This window comes from Bacillus cereus group sp. BceL062 (assembly GCF_051780025.1).
Classification (GTDB): domain Bacteria; phylum Bacillota; class Bacilli; order Bacillales; family Bacillaceae_G; genus Bacillus_A; species Bacillus_A toyonensis.
The window spans coordinates 204,479-221,261 of record NZ_JBPWGY010000009.1 but is presented as its reverse complement, the minus strand read 5'-3'; the positions used below and the strand labels follow the sequence as shown (position 1 = coordinate 221,261).

The following is a 16,783-nucleotide window of genomic DNA, read 5'->3' as shown; positions in this document are numbered from 1 at the left end:
GGAGCAATTTATGTTTATATTAAAAGACGTTACATATAAAGATATACTACACATTCCTTATTTACAGATTCAAAAAGAGACAATCACTTGTATTATCGGTGAAAGTGGGAGCGGAAAGAGTACATTACTTCGCATGTTAAATGATTTACAATCTCCAACATCCGGTACAATCGAATATAACGGAAAACCAATTTCTGATTATCCCCCTATTCAATTACGCCGTGACGTAGTTATGCTCGGACAAACTCCACCTATTTTTGACGGAACAGTTAAAGACAATCTATTAATGGGACTTCGTCTTTCTGAAAAACCATCTCCAAGTGATGATACTTTGCAGAATGCATTAACGACTGTTAGCTTAAATAAAAATTTAGAAGACAACGCCGCTTCATTATCAGGCGGGGAAAAACAACGGCTTGCTTTTGCTCGCATCATACTTATGGATCCGCCTGTCTATTTATTAGATGAACCAACTTCGGCATTAGATAGTGATACAGAACGCCGCGTTATGAAGCAATTCACTATACTCGCAAGAGAAAAGAAAAAAACCGTTATCTTCATCACGCACTCGCAACAACTTCCAGAAGAAATTGCAGACGATATTATTGAAATTAGTAAAACAAACGGTGCAACTAGAAAGGGAGTGCTCTCAGTTGAAGGGCGTTATTGAACTCCAAATTTGGCAACTTGCTGCTGCCTATATTTTCATTCTTATTTTAATCGGACTTGTAAGATTAAAAGGGATACCTCGCGAGAAACAAATTGCGATCGCAACATTCCGTATGACCATTCAGCTCGTACTTGTTGCATATGTCCTTACATACATATTTGAAAACAGTAATCCATTTTATACAATTGCTCTCATTACCTCTATTACTACATTTGCTATTTTTAATATTTATAAACGAGTTAATATTCCGATGTCCAAAGAATTAAAACGTGTAGCCGCTCTTTCCATGGTTGCGGGATCAATCGGACCATTACTACTATTTATCTTTGTTATTATCGGGCATAATCCGTGGTATGCACCGCAATATATCGTTCCTATTGCCGGCATGTTAATCGGTAATGCTATGACCGGTATTTGCCTCGGGGCAAACACCTTTTTAAACAATATGAAATCTCAAAGAGATCATATTGAAGGTGCCCTTATGCTCGGCGCAACACCGAAAGAAGCAACTGCTCCCCTCATAAGGGACGCTTTTGATTCTGCTATTTTACCAACAATCAATTCCATGGTCGGTATGGGAATTATAAGCTTACCCGGTATGATGACCGGTCAAATATTATCCGGTGTATCACCGTTTACAGCAATTCAATATCAAATTGCTATCATACTCGGTATTTCAGGGAGTACTGCTTTCGCTGTCATTATCTTCTTACAGCTTGGATATAAAACATTCTTTAATAAGCGCTGTCAGTTGAAAGAAATTGACTATGATGCGAGGTGAATCGTGCGTAGTTCACGGCGAATGAAATTATATTAACGATTTTTTCAATATATCTATCATAACTTACAATATATCAACGATTTTTCAAATATATCTATCATAACTCAGAATATATCAACGATTTTGTACGAAATATCGATTTACCGACAAAAAGTGACATAATAAAAAGAGGAGGCGAATAGCCTCCTCTTTTTATTTGTCTTACGCCTTCTTAACGAACTGTGATTTTAACTTCATAGCTCCGAAACCGTCGATTTTACAATCAATATCATGATCTCCATCAACTAGACGAATACTCTTTACTTTCGTACCAATCTTCACAACTGAAGAAGTACCCTTTACTTTTAAATCTTTAATTACAGTAACAGCATCACCATCTTGAAGAACGTTTCCGTTTGCATCTTTTACAACTTTTGCACCATCATTATTTTCAGCTTCTGCTTCTTTGCCCCACTCATGAGCACATTCTGGACATACGAAAAGAACGCCATCCTCATACGTATATTCTGAATTACATTTTGGACAATTTGGTAAAGTAGCCATAAATTCATTTCCTCCGTTCATTATTTATACGTAAAAATCAAATTTGATGTTTACATGTCGATAAATAAAATTTGTATAGCATTTCTTTATAGTGCCATAGTCTTACGTTATTGACAAGCCTACCTCAAATTCTCATTTTTTATTGTATTTTACAAAATTTCAATTCGTATGGTGTTTACAATAAAAAAGAAGAACCTTCACAAGATTCTTCTTTTCAAAATGAATGAGTTCTCACTAGAACCCCCAACCATTCTCTTCAATATAAAATTGATACTCTTCTAACTCTTCTTCACTTAACTTCTTATTATTCTCATATACTTCTTGCCATTCAAAGTAACCTTCACTGAAATAAACAGCGAATTTAATTTTTACGTTTTTCTTCTCTGTATAGTCATAACCAGTAAACTCTACTACGTCATACTCTTTTTCTTTCTTCACGAACTTCCAAGTTGGATTATCAGTCATAACCTCTAAAGTAAATCCTTCATCACTTGAACGAACAACATTTTTAATATTCGGCTCAGTTGGTAAAAGAGAAAGTCCGAACATAGCTCCACCAAACAATATCCCCACTATAACTTGTAAACCAATCATACCAGCAGCACTAGCGCCGCCCTTTGATTGTAAGTAATACGCCTTCTTGTGATCCGGCATATCTTCTTCCTTATGTAAAACTCGAATAGCATGCTTATAATATAAACGGTTTCCTTGCCATCCAGTAAATATCATCATTCCTAATTGAAGAACTAAACTAACTGTTAAATAAATCCCATCTGAAATATCTATAAAAGGAGTTACAACGATACTAGGTACCGCCAATAACGTAAGTATAATAAACAACTTATACATTTTACGATAAGCTAACCAAAAAGTTGGGAAGAAAAATGCTACCCAATTCCACGTATTCCCTTGTGCTGGATTTTCTACTTTTCCCCATTTAAAGTCATAATACGCCGTATTCTTTTGAACAATCTTATGTAACTCTTGTGGAGAAATTGTTTCTTGTAAAACAGTGTCTTTCACGTACATCATCCTTTTCTTATTTCTATATACAGGTATTGTATATGTACAAAAAGAAGGAATCTAACAAAAAGTACATATATTTCATAAAAACGAGCGGAAATCGAATATATTCCGACAATTATCCTTTTATTATTTAATTTCACTTTAAAATATATTAAAATACTTATGAATCATACGTTTAATACACTAAGTTAAATGTTTTGTATGTTCACAAAAAAAGATGCCCCAAAATCATTTGGACACATCCTACTCCTATTATATAAATTACTATTATGGTATGGTCTAACCTAAAATCTCTACTTAAAAGACTCCACAAATTAACTTTCTACTATTTAAAACATATTTCCACTTACACAACTAATAAATAATCTATCATTAATTTCCTCAATTGATACAATAAAATCTATTTTAACAACATTTTTAGGGAGTTTCATTATATCTTTTACTTCGCCACATTCAGCATCAAGTATTATTAATTCTAAATTTGAAGTAACAATATAAATTTCCCCATCTTTATATAACAGAACCAATTATTGCATAATGTTTCACATGAAACTATCGACATTCCGGATTACCTTTCTACCATTTTCGACTGGTTTCAAACGTGGGCTTCTTATGAAAATTTAACAAAAATAAATATACATTCCATTACTCCGTTACTAGCTGTCGTTCCAATATTACAAGAAAAAGCGTGTCTGCTTCTTACCTGTTTTTCTTTCTACAAATTAAAACAGTACGAACAAGCTAATCACTATTTACAGCAATATTCACACTGCTCTGTGCATCTTAATAACGAGAAAAAAGAAAAAGTATTCTGCGTATCAGGATGCTTTTGTTATTTTCCCTACCACTTTCTCCTACACTCTTCAATCATACTAAGCAAATATCTCTTCGTCATATCAGCCCTTCTCCAAATAGAAAGTTTCTTCTTCTCCTTTGGATCATACCTCATTCGCTCTACTTCTTTTAATAAAGGCTCCCATTCTTTCGCTGAGCGTTCTAACAAGTATTGCAATCCTCTATCTTTTGAAACAATTGTTTTATGATCTAACGTATATAAAATACGCCCCATCGTAACGACAGCTGATTCTACCCACTCTTCTATGAAAAATAAATATGGCTGCTTCGCTTTTTCACTCCAGTACTGTTCTACGTTATATTTCATTGTATTTACTACATCATCCCACTTTATTTGAAATGGAAGGTCTTCTACTTCTTTCCCGATAACTGTAATGCCTTGATTTTTTAATGTCCACCATGTGACCGCATTAATATCCCAATGACCTATATCAGCCTTACCATCTGCACAATACACGTACTCATTTATTTCATGATTGTATTTCCCTAAGTCAGCAAGCGGAATATACATACCGTCCATTCTTTTACCTAGCGTACTTTCACTCATTTTCTTATGCAGCTCTACAAGTTGTTGTTTTTCAGCTTCATTCACGGAATCATTTAGTACTGCAACAAAATCAACATCGCTCGTTTCTATATGAAATGCACCTAGCGCGATAGAGCCGTAAACATATACCCCGACTATTTTTCCATCTAAAAAAATTTCTTTTAGCCCTACTATGTACTGCTCCATTAACTGCTTTACTTCTGCTGGTAAAGCTTGTTTTATTCCATTCTCCACATCTATCCCTCCATTTAAAAAAGCCTTTGCAAATTCGCAAAGACTCCCTGCTTTATAAATATTTCTCGATTTCTTCGTAAACATCCTTCAAACGAGGATTTCCTTCTCCAACAATCTCTCCATTCACCAGAACGACTGGATAAAATAAATCTTCTTCTACTACGCGCTCTGCGAATGCTTTTTTATCTTCATCTTCTTGTTCTTGTTGAAAATCAATATACTCGAAATTAAATTTATTTTCTTGTCCTTCATATTTACGACCAATCGCCGCTTGTAACCACTCAAACGTTTCTGTTGAAGATGGCATTCCGACGCAGCTCGCACAAATCACTTTCGTCCCATACACTTGCACATTAACCATTTCTTCTCCCCCACTCCTTGTTCTAACAGTATATTCAGATGTCTTATTACATAAGCACATCATTTTACAAACTTATTCCATACCCCTATACTGAAAAAACACGTTGTACACATGATAAAATATTTCGACAATAAAACAAGAACAGAAAAAATAGATTTTCCCCTCTATCTTGATTATAATAAAACTGATGAAAGGAGTCGATAAAAATGGAAAACCCACATATGCAAGAACAAGTACTAGAAGTACTAGATAAATTACGTCCGTTCTTACTTCGCGATGGCGGAGACGTTGAATTAGTAGACATTGAAGAAGGTATCGTAAAATTACGCCTTATGGGTGCATGCGGAAGCTGCCCAAGTTCTACAATCACACTAAAAGCTGGTATCGAGCGCGCGTTACTTGAAGAAGTACCAGGCGTTATTGAAGTAGAGCAAGTATTTTAATTCAAAGCGGAAGCGGCTCGTTCAAAATGTGAGGAGGATGGAGCTTCTGACATAGAGGCGCTTTTTGCCTCGGCGGAAGAAGCGAAGCCACCGAACATTTTAGCCGCTGGAGCTAGATATTAATTCAAAGCGGAAGCGGCTCGTTCAGAATCGCTTCCTAGAAAGAGACCCCAATGGGTCTCTTTTTTTATTCAAATAACACTTCTCCTTTAACATCATAAAACAAAATTGGAAATCCTTCTCAAAAAATGCGATAATTAATACTATATAGTGAATCGTTCACACATATAAAGTGAAACTATAATCAGTGGGTGTTTACGGGCAGCCCGATTCCCACAAATAGTGGGATGAAGTAAAAAACATAGGGGGACGACACATGCCAAAAATGGGGAACACTTTTTTAACAATTCAAGAACTAGAAGAGAAAAAAGAATATTTATTAGGCCTTTCGTCCGTTATACCAACATGGAATACAAGCTATCAATTTTTATTTAAAGAAATCCAGCAAGAATTATTGAGTAAAGTAAATGAAAAAATTGAAAGAAATCAATTCATTTTAAATATATGTGCAGATCAACAAGTAGGAGCATAATGTATTACATACAATTGCGGTATAAAAAAGAGACCTCAATCGGTCTCTTTTTTATACTTTTAAGATAGCCAATCTAATTTTCTAATCCCTAACTTATCAATTGGCAAACGAAGTGATCCATAAAAATTCCTCATAAATTGCTCAGAGCGGTTCACATCATGTAAAATAGCTTCTAAGCGATCTCTATATATACTTTTTTGTTCTTCGTTCCCAGTTTGATAATATCGTTCGACCGTTTCAAAATAGTGGAGCGGGAACAGGAGCCTTGCAAATAATAAGCGCCAACCAAATGAGGATAGCGAATAATTGCGTTCATAATCTGTAACAAATTGAACGATTGTTTGCTCCCAGTCTTTCTTCTTTTCAATCATCATATAGCGAATCAATTCTGCTATATCTCGAGTGGGATGATCATACACCCACTCAAAAGGAAGTTTTAGACGCTTCGTTTGATGCCATAATAAAGGTGTAAATCGCTCCTGGCAAATTGTTGCCGCATCGGTCATTTGTGGCGTATCATCCATCTCTGTATCGACAACATACTGAATTGCATTTTCCGCAACTCCTAAATAATACGGGAAGGATTCGATAAACAATTGATCGAATACGTCTGTAGGGTGGTTCATCACTTGTGATTGCCAAAATTTCTCTAATTGATCGAGCCTTTTTTCCCATAACGCTTTCCATTCACCAATGCGGCTTAATTGCTCAATTTCTTCTGGAAAGAATGCACCTCGTTTATGGAATATAGAAAGCTCACTTCCTAATGACATAGCATGTCGTTCTAACGTGCGCATACCTTTTAATAAGCAGTAATTTTGTTCTTCTATCTCACTTACATAGTAGCCGTGTATAGTCGGAACGAAAGTCGCTACAGTCATATCCCCTTGCTGGTTCATATAGTCACTGAGCTTTTTCATCTCTACAAGTACTTCTTCCTCCATTTCTCCAATTGGAACAAGTACATAAATTTTGTTGCGAATCCAAAAGCTTTTATAGGGGCCAAGGGGGATTAATTCTTTAACATGCATGTGATAATGCTCATAAATATGCTGAATCATCGCAGTCGCCACCTATGGTTTTTCTTTATATATATGAGCTTGTGCTCGCCTTTCATTCCTATGCACATGATAAAGCAACGAAACGTATACAAATACTAAAAAGAAAAAAAGGTGATAAACATGAAAGAATCAAATCAACTACAAGAAAGAGCATTACAACTATTACAAGAACGCGGTGTAACAATTGACGATATTGCTGAACTTGTTCATTTTCTTCAAAAAAAATATCATCCAAATTTAGAGATGTCAGAATGCCGTTATAACGTTGAGCGTGTATTATCAAAACGTGAAGTACAAAACGCACTAATTACTGGTATCGAACTCGATGTCCTTGCTGAAAAAGGAATGTTAAGTGCGCCGTTACAAGATATCGTAAAACGTGATGAAGGCTTATACGGAATTGATGAAGTTATCGCACTTTCTATCGTTAACGTGTACGGCTCTATCGGTTTCACGAACTTTGGATATATCGATAAATTAAAACCTGGTATTTTAGAATACTTAAATGATAAATCAACTGGCAAAGTGCATACATTCCTTGATGATATCGTTGGCGGAATCGCTGCCGCTGCTTCAAGCCGTTTAGCGCACCGAGCTGATCACTCGGAATAATAATAATGCTTTCTAGACCGTCAGTTTTATGCTGACGGTCTTTCATATTCCATGAGCATAAATTCTCTTCCGCGGCTCAAAAAGATAGGTCCTTGCTGAAAACCTATATTTTTATATAGCGTAATTGCTCTTGTATTAAATGTTGCTACACTTAATCGAAACATTTTTGCATTAAACTCTTTCGTGGCAAACGCTATTCCAGCTTTGAAAAATTCTTTCCCCATTCCTTCCCCTGTTAACGCCGGCTTCATACCAAGTCCGATATCAATCAGATTTTCTCCACCATATAAATTAGCATCTCTTCCACCTGGTACTTGTGCATTTTCTCCAAAACAAAAATAGCCGATGAACTCTCCTTGATCGTCACAACAGCCATAATACGTTCCATCTAATAGCTCTTCTATCACTTCTTTCTCGCCTGAAAAACTATATAAATTATATGGTTCCTCGTACGTCCACGTATTTATCTCATTTGCTTCTTCTACCGTTAACTTATGTATATCCATCCTTCTCTCTCCTTATCAAGTGTTCTATATACTCATTCATTCTCCGCACCTTATTTCCCTCTAATTGAAATATGCAGAATTGCATGCACACAAACATTACACAAATGGTACAATTTATTTGAATCGCTGTTGCTACACTTCTTGATTAAAGAAAAGGCGTTAAAACGGAAATTAGCGTCTTATCGAACTCAAGCAATTGACACATTTTGTCATCATAAAAGACACTCGAAAGAGTGTCTTTTTTCTATATTTCATAAGGACTTACTCATTCCCAAAAATAAACGCATAAAATAATGTAACTCTTTACACGCATGAATCCCTTTCTAAAAGTTGTGAAGTACGTTACGGGAGATTCAAAATAAAAAGCACTCTGACTAGAGTGCTTTTCACTTTAAAACAAGGAGGTTACATATATGGATAGTACTCTCGTATTTAACTTCGGTATTGGTATTGTCATCATTTTATTTGTCTTCTTTGTTCTTTGTATGAGCGGGGTATAGCAATCTTTTATGCCGATAATTCCTTTAAAGTATCACTTAATTTGAACTTTCTTAATTGTAATGAAGCAATCATCGCTGCCCCTGCTCCAAGCACCACACTAGCAAAAGCTAATATGCAAACTTGATTATACGGAATGATAATAACCGTTAAATCTAAGCTTGATAACACAATATAACTAAACAAAATCCCGCCAAAAATGCCAATACAACCAGCTATCGCTCCAAGTAAAGTTCCCTCTAATAAAACAATCCGTCTCATTTGCTTCGGAATAGCCCCTACCGCACGAATCATACTAATTTCAGCACGTCTTTCATGTAAACTTGAGACAATCGCATTCATTAACCCTATTCCAGAAATAATGAAAACAATTACAACTAACAAGCGAATTAACATCATCATTTGCGATAATAACTGCTCCTGTTCTTTCAATAACTCATGGCTATTAATAACTTCTACGTTCTCTTTATTATTTGTAATTTGTTTTACTTGCTTCTTAATCTCTTCAAATGATTGATTAGAATTTGTCATAACTTGAATTGCTTCATATCCTTGCACGTAAAACTTATCACGAACCCATTGTTCATTTACGAAAATGTCTAATCCTCTTCCCCTTAATCCTTGCTCAATAATCGAAACGACTTTAATCGTTTGTTTTTCTTTCCCCTTCCCTTGTACTTCAATCGTGTCATGCAACTGAATCCCTAATGTTTTAGCAGTTCTCTTCGTAACGACTCCCTCACCATCTTGTAATGGCTTATTTAAATCTTGTCCTGTAATCACTTTCGCTTTTGTTACTTTTTGATAAGCAACAATATCATTCCCCACAACTTCTATCACATCATATTCAAAATCATCTTTCCTCACATTTTCATACCATTCTTGATCCGCTTTTTTAAAATCATAATTTATAAGCTTCGCTGTAAAGTCAGTAACATTTGCTACGCTCTCTTCTACACCATCAACTTTTTTAACCTTCTCCATCCAACTAAATGGTAATACTTCAGTACTTTGCGACTCTATTGGAATTCTTATTACTAAATCAGCTGGTAAATGTTTTTGTAAACCATCTTTCATGCCTTCGTAAATAGAGTTTATATACATCGTTCCAACAAGTGCTAACATAAAACCAAATGCTAGTATAGCAACCGACACAGCTGCCTTATTCCGATAACGAATTACATTCCGGCTACTAATCGTCGTTTCAATTCGTAATATCATTTGAAGTGGTTTTGCAATCACTGGTGCTATCATCCGAATAAACAACGGAATCGCAAATAACAAACCGACCGCAAATAACAGCGCACCTATCGCACTTGGATTAAAACCGATATACCGCTCTAATACGTGACCCGTTAGTCCAATAACAGTACCAATGATTAGAATGCTACCACTAAAAGCACTCCACCTTTTTTCTTTTTTCTCATTACTAGGAAGACCTGGCCTAAGTGCTTGAACTGGTGGAATCTTTCTAACCATGAAGGCTGGTATAATAGCCCCTATAATAGACATAACAATTCCTAGTAAAAACGTAATGAGTAAAATCTCGCCTGAAATCGAGAATGATTCTTTCCCTGTCCCCTCAATATTCACCCATTTATTAATAAATGATGCGGCGATTGTTTGAGTACCTGCTCCAAGAATAACTCCTGCTAGCGATCCGATTGCCCCAATACATAAAGCCTCTAATAAGACGACTAATATAATTTGATTTGGATTACTACCAAGTGCACGTAATAATGCCCATTGCTTAAATCGACTTCTGACAGATAAGAAGAAACTTCCCATTATTAAAAGGGCTACAACAAATAAGGCAATACCACCTAAACTAAAAATTAATGGCTTCATTACATTTAGTCGTTCAAATGCCTTATCTACATAAGTACGTTGGTCCACCTTTATATTTTCAATCTTTTTATGTACATCAAAAGCAATTGCTTTTTTCACATTTATATCTTGTACTTTCACTTGAACAAGATTGAATTGATTTGGCAAATTTAATTCTTTTTGAAGCCAATGGATTGGAAAATAAGCACTATGCCCCATTGACGCCATTAACGGTGGATTTAAAATACCGACAACTTTCACAGCCTTTTCACCATGCTGCGGGAATGGCAGTTTAATCGTATCTCCTACCCGTATATTTTCACGATCTGTATACCCCTTTGTCAGTGCTACTTCAGCACCTTCTTTCGGATATCGTCCTTCTAATATTTTATAAGAATGCATTTCTGGAGAATCTTGCTCAACACCCCAATAAGATGGCTTTCCCGATAATTCTTTATAATGTGGAAAAGGATACGGTATAAGTGCTTTTGATATTTTTTCAGCATTTTCTAAGCCATCTATTCCTTTTAAACTTTCATTATTTAAATACATATCATTTTTTATATAGCCAAATTGTAAATTATAATCTCCATACCGACTTACTACTTGTTCCTTCACACTTTGCTCTACTGATTGATTGCCTAGCAATAACATCGTCGCTAACATAACACCTAAAGCTGCACCGAGGGCAATCAACATATTTCGCAACCAATTTTGTTTCATCGATTTTACCGCATACTTAATTACCCATCGCATCACCTTTACCTCCTACTTTAAAGTGACGATTCATAATCTCTTGAATGTGGATAACTTGTTGCGGGATATTTCGAAATTTCCATCCTTTACTTTCAGCATGCTCATGAATCACCTCACCATCTAATAAGAAAACGACTTTATCAGCATGGGCCGCTACGAACGGATCGTGCGTTACAATGACAGCTGTTTGCCCTAATTCATCACATGCATTGCGAAGTGCTGCAATAATATTTTTACTATTTTCTGAATCTAACGCCCCTGTTGGCTCATCAGCTAATATAATAGCTGGCTCATTTGCAAAGGCTCTTGCTATCGCAACCCTTTGCTGTTGCCCACCTGATAACTGTGCTGGTAAATGCTTTTCTTTTCCTTTCAATCCAACGAGCTCTAATAAACGATTTGCTGTCACCGTTGCCTTTTTTTGCGAAACATTATCTAATAATAAAGGCAACCCTACATTTTCCTCCGCATTAAACACTGGAATTAAATTAAACTGCTGAAAAATAAAGCCGATTTTATGCCTTCTAAATAAAGCGAGCTCTTTTTCTTTTAATGTTGAAATCTCCGTACCATCAACTCGAATACTACCTACTGATGGAATATCTAATCCACCTAACAACTGAAGTAAGGTCGTTTTCCCCGATCCACTTGCCCCCATAATACAAACAAAATCTCCTTTTTGAATTTGAAGATTAATATCTTTTAAGATTTTTACTTTACTATCCCCAATATCAAACGATTTTTCTAACCCTTCAATTTCAATAATATTCATCCCAATATCCCCTTCTCTCTCTATTTGCCAATCTATATATTCTATTCGAAAATGCAAAATCCCTACTATTTTGTATTTTTTTGTCATATACTAACATTTATTTTAACCGGTAGTAAGTGTCCGATTAGTGTGAGCAAATAATTAGTGCGGGATGAACAGCCCCCACCGATTAAAATTTCACTCTATTTCTCACGTCATAAAAATTGACTCTCTTAAAAAAAGTAACCATAATAGTTACACGAATATATAAAAACTATTCACATATCCACAAGTAGGAGGAAGAACAATGAAACATGTAATCGTTTATGCACACCCGAATACAGAAAGCTTCAACCATGCAATTTTAGAAACTGTAAAAAGTGAATTAGAAGGAAAAGGTCATGAAGTACGCGTTCGTGATTTATACGAATTAAACTTCAATCCAGTATTAGGCGCTTCCGATTTCATCTCATTTTCCCAAGGAAACACACCAGAAGATATTAAAGAAGAACAAGAGCATATCTCTTGGGCTGATAGTATTACATTCATTTACCCAGTTTGGTGGGCGGGTCTTCCTGCTATTTTAAAAGGATACGTTGACCGTGTATTTAGCCACGGCTTTGCTTATGCTTACGGTGAAAATGGTATTGAAAAGTTATTAAGCAGTAAAAAAGGATTATTATTATCTACGATGGGAAATTCGAAAGAAGTATACACAGCAGGCGGTATGTTTGATGCAATGAAAAAAACAGCAGATGTTGGTATTTTTGAATTTACAGGCATTGAAACACTTGAGCATACATTCTATACAAGTGTTCCTTCTGTGGATGACAGTGTGCGTAAACAATATCTTGAAGAAGTTAAAGACGTAGTGAATCGTGCGTTTTAATAAAAAAACTCCGGTTATAACAACCGGAGTTTTTATTTCATCATCAATTTCGGAATATATCTTTGAAGAATGCTCTCTAATTCATTCATATCTTCCTGTCTAATAAGTAAATTCACATTATCATTCATTTTTTCTCGCCCGCGATATAAAAATATATTTTCTTTTGGATTTTCCCATGTTGATGTTTTATAGCCTTTTAATTCTTCGTATGAATAATAGTTCAATCCGTCTATTACACCTTTTTCATATATTTGTACACTTTTAATAAGATGGATCGCTATTAAAATCATAAAACAACTTGCTACAGCATAACTACCTGACTGAATGAGAAACTGTTCAAGTGTGCCAATATCACCACTTACGTATTGAGCATATATATACATACATTGTCCGATAAAGTACGCTGGTCCAAGTAAGGCAATCCAACGTCGTTTCACCCGAGGATATGCTGCAATAAGCTTTCCCGCGCTTTTTTTCATTTCATTTATTTTATATATCTTCCATAGAACAAAGAATAAAACACATAATGTAAAAATAAACATAATACATGACATCCAGTACACTCTTATTCCCCCCTTTTACATCATTACATACAAATTTTACATTTTATATCCCTATAGTACATATGCAATTGTGCATAAAAAAACAGGTAACCTCTTCCGGCTACCTGCATTTCATTACATTTTCTCAATCCACTCCGTCAGATTATGCACAACTTGTGTCGGTTGAACTTCGTATTCTGTTAACTTCTCCACAGTTGTGACTCCAGTGTGGACAAGAAGGGTATGCATACCAGCATTTACTCCCGCTAAAATGTCCGTATCGTAGTTATCCCCAACCATTAATGCCTCATCTTTTCCTATGCCAAGCACTTTTAACGCTTGTTCCATAATGATTGATTCTGGTTTTCCAATAAAGATTGGCTCCACACCTGTTGATACTGTAACAACTGATGTTAATGAACCGTTACCTGGTAATAATCCACGCTCAGTTGGAATAGCAATATCTCCATTTGTAGAAATAAACGTTGCACCGTTACGTACAGCAAGACATGCTTTTGCTAATTTTTCATATGTGATGTCGCGATCTAAACCAACAACAACGAAATCAGGGTTTTCATCCACAAGTTCAAATCCTTTTTCCACAAGAGCATCATGTAAGCCTTCTTCACCAATCATGTATACAGTTGCATCTTGTTTACGTTCATAAATGAAATTCGCTGTCGCCATACTCGTTGTGAATACTTGCTCTGCTTTCGCTGGAATATCGAAACGAACAAGTTTTTCTGCAACTTGTTCTGGTTTACGAGTTGAGTTATTCGTAACGAATAAATACGGAATGCCGCGCTCTCCTAATGCTTTCACGAAGTCGCTTGCTTCTTCAATTTGTTCTTCACCACGATACATCGTACCGTCTAAGTCAATTAAATAACCTTTATACATCTATTATGTCTCTCCTTCTATGCTAGAGTTCTCATCTATCATACCACTCTTATATTACCCCCTTTTCCAAAAGAAAAAAACGCTTTACCTTAAAGCGCCCCAGAACGTTCATTTTTTCTCTTTTACTTGGTAAGAACAACTACAATCACCCTCACACATGTTTGCTAGCGTATTTACATCTGCATTCGCAAATAAACGCTTATACATCTCTTTTTCATCTGCACATACTTGCGGGAATCTCTCTGCAATTTCCTTTAACGGACAGTTTTGCTTTTCAATTACGAAAGAGTTCTCTCCATCTCTCTTTATTTGAACCATATAACCATTTTTCTCTTGCATTGCTGCTACCTCTTGCACTTTATATGCTAAGTTCTTTTGATTACTGATTCTCTTTTGCAATTTTTCTTCCATTCGCTTCGTTCTTTCTTTCAAAACGTAACGAAGTATTTTTTCATCGCCCATTCGAGCTAAATCTTCTAGCATATCAATCGCAAATTGCTTATATTCTTTCGGGAATGTATCTTCTCCCTTTTCACTTAACCCGTACAAATAAGTTGGTCTTCCGACATGTTGCCTGACCATCTTAGAATAAATGAACCCATCTTTCTCAAGATTACTTAAATGTCTTCGAATCGCCATTTCTGTAATCTCTAAAACGTCAGCTAATTCTGCTACCGTATGTTCTCCCTTTACTTTCAACAATTGGACAATCTCGTCTTTCGTAGTGCGTGCTTCCCCCATGCTTTACCCTTCTCCCTTTTCCCTTTTCTTTCTCACATACAATATAAGATCCCCAAAAGGTATTCCCGGGGATCTCATAAGCATAATTATTCTGGTACAAATGCAGATACAGGCCCTAATTCCTTCTCTAAATAACTGCGAATATTTGCTGGGTAGTTCTCTACCACTGCAATATGTTTTTGAATCGTCTTATATAATTCATCATGATTCATTTGAATATAATCTTGCGTAAGCATTTTTCGAAGAAGGATAACTTCTTTCATTCCTTGTCCTTCTTCTGCACTTATCACTCGCTCATCCATTAAAATATCGATAATATCTTCATAGCTTCCTGGATCGCGCATAATAAATCCATCAATCATCGCATTCCCTACATCTAATACGCAATCAATCATAAGATGGGCTATGCGCTCTAATGCATAAAATTCAAACTCGGTTTCATATATCTTCTTCTCTTGAAATGTATTTGTTGCTCGTTCTAAACATACTAGCATTTGTTCTATTTTTTTTCTGTCTACGAAGTACATTCATGTCACCTACCTGGAAATTAAAGCATTTACATTTTAATTGTAACGCTTTCTTCTGAAAAAATCGACAATTTTTCGAATTCACCTTTTCTCCGTTATTTGTTATAGTTATATTTGTATGATTTTTGAAATTGGAGGAATGAAATCTTGGAACGTGAACTCGCACTAGAAATTGTCCGTGTAACAGAAGCAGCAGCATTAGCATCCGCACAGTGGATGGGCCGCGGAAAGAAAAATGAAGCAGATGATGCAGCAACTACAGCTATGCGTGATATGTTCGACTCAGTAAACATGGCAGGTACAGTTGTAATTGGTGAAGGAGAACTTGATGAAGCACCGATGTTATATATTGGTGAAGAACTAGGAACAGGTAACGGTCCAGAAGTAGATATAGCCGTTGATCCATTAGAAGGTACAAACATCGTTGCAAAAGGTCTTGCAAACGCAATGGCAGTTATCGCAATCGCAGATAAAGGAAACCTTCTTCACGCTCCTGATATGTACATGGAAAAAATCGCGGTTGGTCCAAAAGCAGCTGGTAAAATTAGCTTAGATGATCCAATTGAAAAAACAATTGAAATTGTAGCAGAAGCTAACAATAAAAAGATTCGTGATCTAACAGTTATCATTCAAGAACGTGAACGTCATCAAGATATTATTGACCGTGTTCGTGCAAAAGGGGCTCGCGTGAAATTATTTGGTGATGGCGATGTTGGTGCATCAATCGCAACAGCACTACCTGGAACAGGTATCGACTTATTCGTAGGTGTTGGCGGAGCTCCAGAAGGCGTTATTTCTGCAGCAGCATTAAAATGCCTTGAAGGTGAAATGCAAGCTCGCTTAGTTCCAATGAACGAAGAAGAAGAAGCTCGTTGTCGTGAAATGGGATTAGAAGATCCTCGTCAACTTCTTATGTTAGATGACTTAGTATCTGGTGATGATGCAATCTTCTCAGCAACAGGTGTTTCTGCTGGTGAGTTATTAGACGGCGTGAAATTCCTTGGCGGAGATTTAGCTGAAACATATTCTATCGTCATGCGTTACAAAACAAGAACAGTACGTTTCATTAAAACGCATCACCATTTAGATCATAAACCACACTTAAACTTAGATATTTAATA

19 protein-coding genes and 2 pseudogenes are annotated in these 16,783 nt (G+C 36.0%); 8 read left to right on the top strand and 13 right to left on the bottom strand.

The window, feature by feature from the left end; all coding sequences use genetic code 11:
* The first annotated feature begins 10 nt into the window (after positions 1-10).
* Both ACS2MN_RS21215 and ACS2MN_RS21210 read left to right on the top strand, forming a co-directional pair.
* Positions 11-670 (top strand): ABC transporter ATP-binding protein, encoded by a 660-nt coding sequence (locus ACS2MN_RS21215; RefSeq protein ID WP_000470290.1) that lies wholly within the window; start codon positions 11-13, stop codon positions 668-670.
* Positions 654-1,451 (top strand): ABC transporter permease, encoded by a 798-nt coding sequence (locus tag ACS2MN_RS21210; RefSeq protein WP_000679276.1) that lies wholly within the window; start codon positions 654-656, stop codon positions 1,449-1,451. The genes ACS2MN_RS21215 and ACS2MN_RS21210 overlap by 17 nt, the downstream gene beginning before the upstream one ends.
* Positions 1,452-1,652: 201 nt before the next feature.
* Here the strand turns inward: ACS2MN_RS21210 and phnA are convergent, their stop codons facing one another.
* The 3 genes and pseudogenes from phnA to ACS2MN_RS21195 all read right to left on the bottom strand — a co-directional run.
* Entirely contained in the window at positions 1,653-1,994 is a 342-nt protein-coding gene (gene phnA, locus ACS2MN_RS21205) for an alkylphosphonate utilization operon protein PhnA (RefSeq protein ID WP_000212733.1), read from the bottom strand.
* A gap of 234 nt (positions 1,995-2,228) precedes the next feature.
* A complete protein-coding gene (locus ACS2MN_RS21200) occupies positions 2,229-3,023 on the bottom strand; it encodes a DUF2628 domain-containing protein (protein WP_088055703.1) in 795 nt (264 codons plus the stop codon).
* 326 nt (positions 3,024-3,349) lie between these two features.
* A pseudogene (locus ACS2MN_RS21195) lies at positions 3,350-3,544 on the bottom strand (hypothetical protein); the annotation flags it as partial.
* On the opposite strand from ACS2MN_RS21195, the pseudogene ACS2MN_RS21190 reads away from it, so the two are divergent.
* Positions 3,539-3,832 (top strand): annotated as a pseudogene (locus ACS2MN_RS21190) (hypothetical protein); the annotation flags it as partial. The pseudogenes ACS2MN_RS21195 and ACS2MN_RS21190 sit on opposite strands and share 6 nt — an antisense overlap.
* A 29-nt stretch (positions 3,833-3,861) precedes the next feature.
* On the opposite strand, the gene ACS2MN_RS21185 reads toward ACS2MN_RS21190, so the two are convergent.
* Both ACS2MN_RS21185 and ACS2MN_RS21180 read right to left on the bottom strand, forming a co-directional pair.
* Complete coding sequence (locus tag ACS2MN_RS21185; RefSeq protein WP_142285974.1) at positions 3,862-4,656, bottom strand: nucleotidyltransferase domain-containing protein; 795 nt, start codon at positions 4,654-4,656, stop codon at positions 3,862-3,864.
* 52 nt (positions 4,657-4,708) lie between these two features.
* A complete protein-coding gene (locus tag ACS2MN_RS21180) occupies positions 4,709-5,017 on the bottom strand; it encodes a YuzD family protein (protein WP_000248598.1) in 309 nt (102 codons plus the stop codon).
* 206 nt (positions 5,018-5,223) lie between these two features.
* Between ACS2MN_RS21180 and ACS2MN_RS21175 the strand changes: the two genes are divergently transcribed.
* Positions 5,224-5,460, top strand: coding sequence for a NifU family protein (locus tag ACS2MN_RS21175; RefSeq protein ID WP_000431159.1), 237 nt, complete (start codon positions 5,224-5,226; stop codon positions 5,458-5,460).
* Positions 5,461-5,836: 376 nt separating this feature from the next.
* Positions 5,837-6,052 (top strand): hypothetical protein, encoded by a 216-nt coding sequence (locus ACS2MN_RS21170; RefSeq protein WP_001125484.1) that lies wholly within the window; start codon positions 5,837-5,839, stop codon positions 6,050-6,052.
* Positions 6,053-6,111: 59 nt separating this feature from the next.
* On the opposite strand, the gene yutH is transcribed toward ACS2MN_RS21170, so the two are convergent.
* Positions 6,112-7,113 carry a spore coat putative kinase YutH gene (gene yutH / locus ACS2MN_RS21165; RefSeq protein WP_000614220.1) on the bottom strand — a complete coding sequence of 334 codons (1,002 nt, stop codon included), beginning with the start codon at positions 7,111-7,113 and terminating at the stop codon, positions 6,112-6,114.
* Positions 7,114-7,233: 120 nt separating this feature from the next.
* On the opposite strand from yutH, the gene ACS2MN_RS21160 reads away from it, so the two are divergent.
* Positions 7,234-7,725: a phosphatidylglycerophosphatase A family protein gene (locus ACS2MN_RS21160; RefSeq protein WP_000665097.1), complete on the top strand. Its 492-nt coding sequence runs from the start codon at positions 7,234-7,236 to the stop codon at positions 7,723-7,725.
* Between the two features lie 26 nt (positions 7,726-7,751).
* Here ACS2MN_RS21160 and ACS2MN_RS21155 read toward each other — a convergent pair whose 3' ends face one another.
* The 3 genes from ACS2MN_RS21155 to ACS2MN_RS21145 form a co-directional block, all read right to left on the bottom strand.
* Positions 7,752-8,231 carry a GNAT family N-acetyltransferase gene (locus ACS2MN_RS21155; protein WP_087949218.1) on the bottom strand — a complete coding sequence of 160 codons (480 nt, stop codon included), beginning with the start codon at positions 8,229-8,231 and terminating at the stop codon, positions 7,752-7,754.
* Between the two features lie 507 nt (positions 8,232-8,738).
* Positions 8,739-11,312, bottom strand: coding sequence for an FtsX-like permease family protein (locus ACS2MN_RS21150; protein ID WP_001267753.1), 2,574 nt, complete (start codon positions 11,310-11,312; stop codon positions 8,739-8,741).
* The gene (locus ACS2MN_RS21145; protein WP_001021168.1) at positions 11,296-12,084 is read right to left on the bottom strand and encodes an ABC transporter ATP-binding protein; all 789 of its coding nucleotides are present in this window, start codon (positions 12,082-12,084) and stop codon (positions 11,296-11,298) included. The genes ACS2MN_RS21150 and ACS2MN_RS21145 overlap by 17 nt, the downstream gene beginning before the upstream one ends.
* Positions 12,085-12,370: 286 nt before the next feature.
* On the opposite strand from ACS2MN_RS21145, the gene ACS2MN_RS21140 reads away from it, so the two are divergent.
* The gene (locus ACS2MN_RS21140) at positions 12,371-12,952 is read left to right on the top strand and encodes an NAD(P)H-dependent oxidoreductase (protein ID WP_000683444.1); all 582 of its coding nucleotides are present in this window, start codon (positions 12,371-12,373) and stop codon (positions 12,950-12,952) included.
* 32 nt (positions 12,953-12,984) lie between these two features.
* Here ACS2MN_RS21140 and ACS2MN_RS21135 read toward each other — a convergent pair whose 3' ends face one another.
* The 4 genes from ACS2MN_RS21135 to ACS2MN_RS21120 all read right to left on the bottom strand — a co-directional run bounded on the left by ACS2MN_RS21135 (position 12,985) and on the right by ACS2MN_RS21120 (position 15,662).
* Positions 12,985-13,515, bottom strand: a complete 531-nt coding sequence (locus tag ACS2MN_RS21135) for a hypothetical protein (protein WP_000289888.1) — start codon at positions 13,513-13,515, stop codon at positions 12,985-12,987.
* 114 nt (positions 13,516-13,629) lie between these two features.
* Positions 13,630-14,394: a TIGR01457 family HAD-type hydrolase gene (locus tag ACS2MN_RS21130; RefSeq protein WP_000276473.1), complete on the bottom strand. Its 765-nt coding sequence runs from the start codon at positions 14,392-14,394 to the stop codon at positions 13,630-13,632.
* Positions 14,395-14,502: 108 nt separating this feature from the next.
* Complete coding sequence (locus ACS2MN_RS21125; RefSeq protein WP_000503334.1) at positions 14,503-15,135, bottom strand: helix-turn-helix transcriptional regulator; 633 nt, start codon at positions 15,133-15,135, stop codon at positions 14,503-14,505.
* 86 nt (positions 15,136-15,221) lie between these two features.
* Complete coding sequence (locus ACS2MN_RS21120; protein WP_087949220.1) at positions 15,222-15,662, bottom strand: DUF86 domain-containing protein; 441 nt, start codon at positions 15,660-15,662, stop codon at positions 15,222-15,224.
* Positions 15,663-15,809: 147 nt separating this feature from the next.
* Between ACS2MN_RS21120 and glpX the strand changes: the two genes are divergently transcribed.
* Positions 15,810-16,781, top strand: a complete 972-nt coding sequence (gene glpX / locus ACS2MN_RS21115; protein WP_000439085.1) for a class II fructose-bisphosphatase — start codon at positions 15,810-15,812, stop codon at positions 16,779-16,781.
* Positions 16,782-16,783: the final 2 nt, after the last annotated feature.

What these genes read in the sequence shown, in the direction of transcription:
- ACS2MN_RS21215 (WP_000470290.1), top strand. Translation starts at nt 11, where the DNA reads ATGTTTATATTAAAAGACGTTACATATAAAGATATACTACACATTCCT.
- ACS2MN_RS21200 (WP_088055703.1), bottom strand. Translation starts at nt 3,023, where the DNA reads ATGTACGTGAAAGACACTGTTTTACAAGAAACAATTTCTCCACAAGAG.
- ACS2MN_RS21130 (WP_000276473.1), bottom strand. Translation starts at nt 14,394, where the DNA reads ATGTATAAAGGTTATTTAATTGACTTAGACGGTACGATGTATCGTGGT.
- ACS2MN_RS21160 (WP_000665097.1), top strand. Translation starts at nt 7,234, where the DNA reads ATGAAAGAATCAAATCAACTACAAGAAAGAGCATTACAACTATTACAA.
- ACS2MN_RS21155 (WP_087949218.1), bottom strand. Translation starts at nt 8,231, where the DNA reads ATGGATATACATAAGTTAACGGTAGAAGAAGCAAATGAGATAAATACG.
- ACS2MN_RS21120 (WP_087949220.1), bottom strand. Translation starts at nt 15,662, where the DNA reads ATGTACTTCGTAGACAGAAAAAAAATAGAACAAATGCTAGTATGTTTA.
- ACS2MN_RS21145 (WP_001021168.1), bottom strand. Translation starts at nt 12,084, where the DNA reads ATGAATATTATTGAAATTGAAGGGTTAGAAAAATCGTTTGATATTGGG.
- ACS2MN_RS21170 (WP_001125484.1), top strand. Translation starts at nt 5,837, where the DNA reads ATGCCAAAAATGGGGAACACTTTTTTAACAATTCAAGAACTAGAAGAG.
- ACS2MN_RS21175 (WP_000431159.1), top strand. Translation starts at nt 5,224, where the DNA reads ATGGAAAACCCACATATGCAAGAACAAGTACTAGAAGTACTAGATAAA.
- ACS2MN_RS21180 (WP_000248598.1), bottom strand. Translation starts at nt 5,017, where the DNA reads ATGGTTAATGTGCAAGTGTATGGGACGAAAGTGATTTGTGCGAGCTGC.
- ACS2MN_RS21125 (WP_000503334.1), bottom strand. Translation starts at nt 15,135, where the DNA reads ATGGGGGAAGCACGCACTACGAAAGACGAGATTGTCCAATTGTTGAAA.
- ACS2MN_RS21140 (WP_000683444.1), top strand. Translation starts at nt 12,371, where the DNA reads ATGAAACATGTAATCGTTTATGCACACCCGAATACAGAAAGCTTCAAC.
- phnA (WP_000212733.1), bottom strand. Translation starts at nt 1,994, where the DNA reads ATGGCTACTTTACCAAATTGTCCAAAATGTAATTCAGAATATACGTAT.
- yutH (WP_000614220.1), bottom strand. Translation starts at nt 7,113, where the DNA reads ATGATTCAGCATATTTATGAGCATTATCACATGCATGTTAAAGAATTA.
- ACS2MN_RS21150 (WP_001267753.1), bottom strand. Translation starts at nt 11,312, where the DNA reads ATGCGATGGGTAATTAAGTATGCGGTAAAATCGATGAAACAAAATTGG.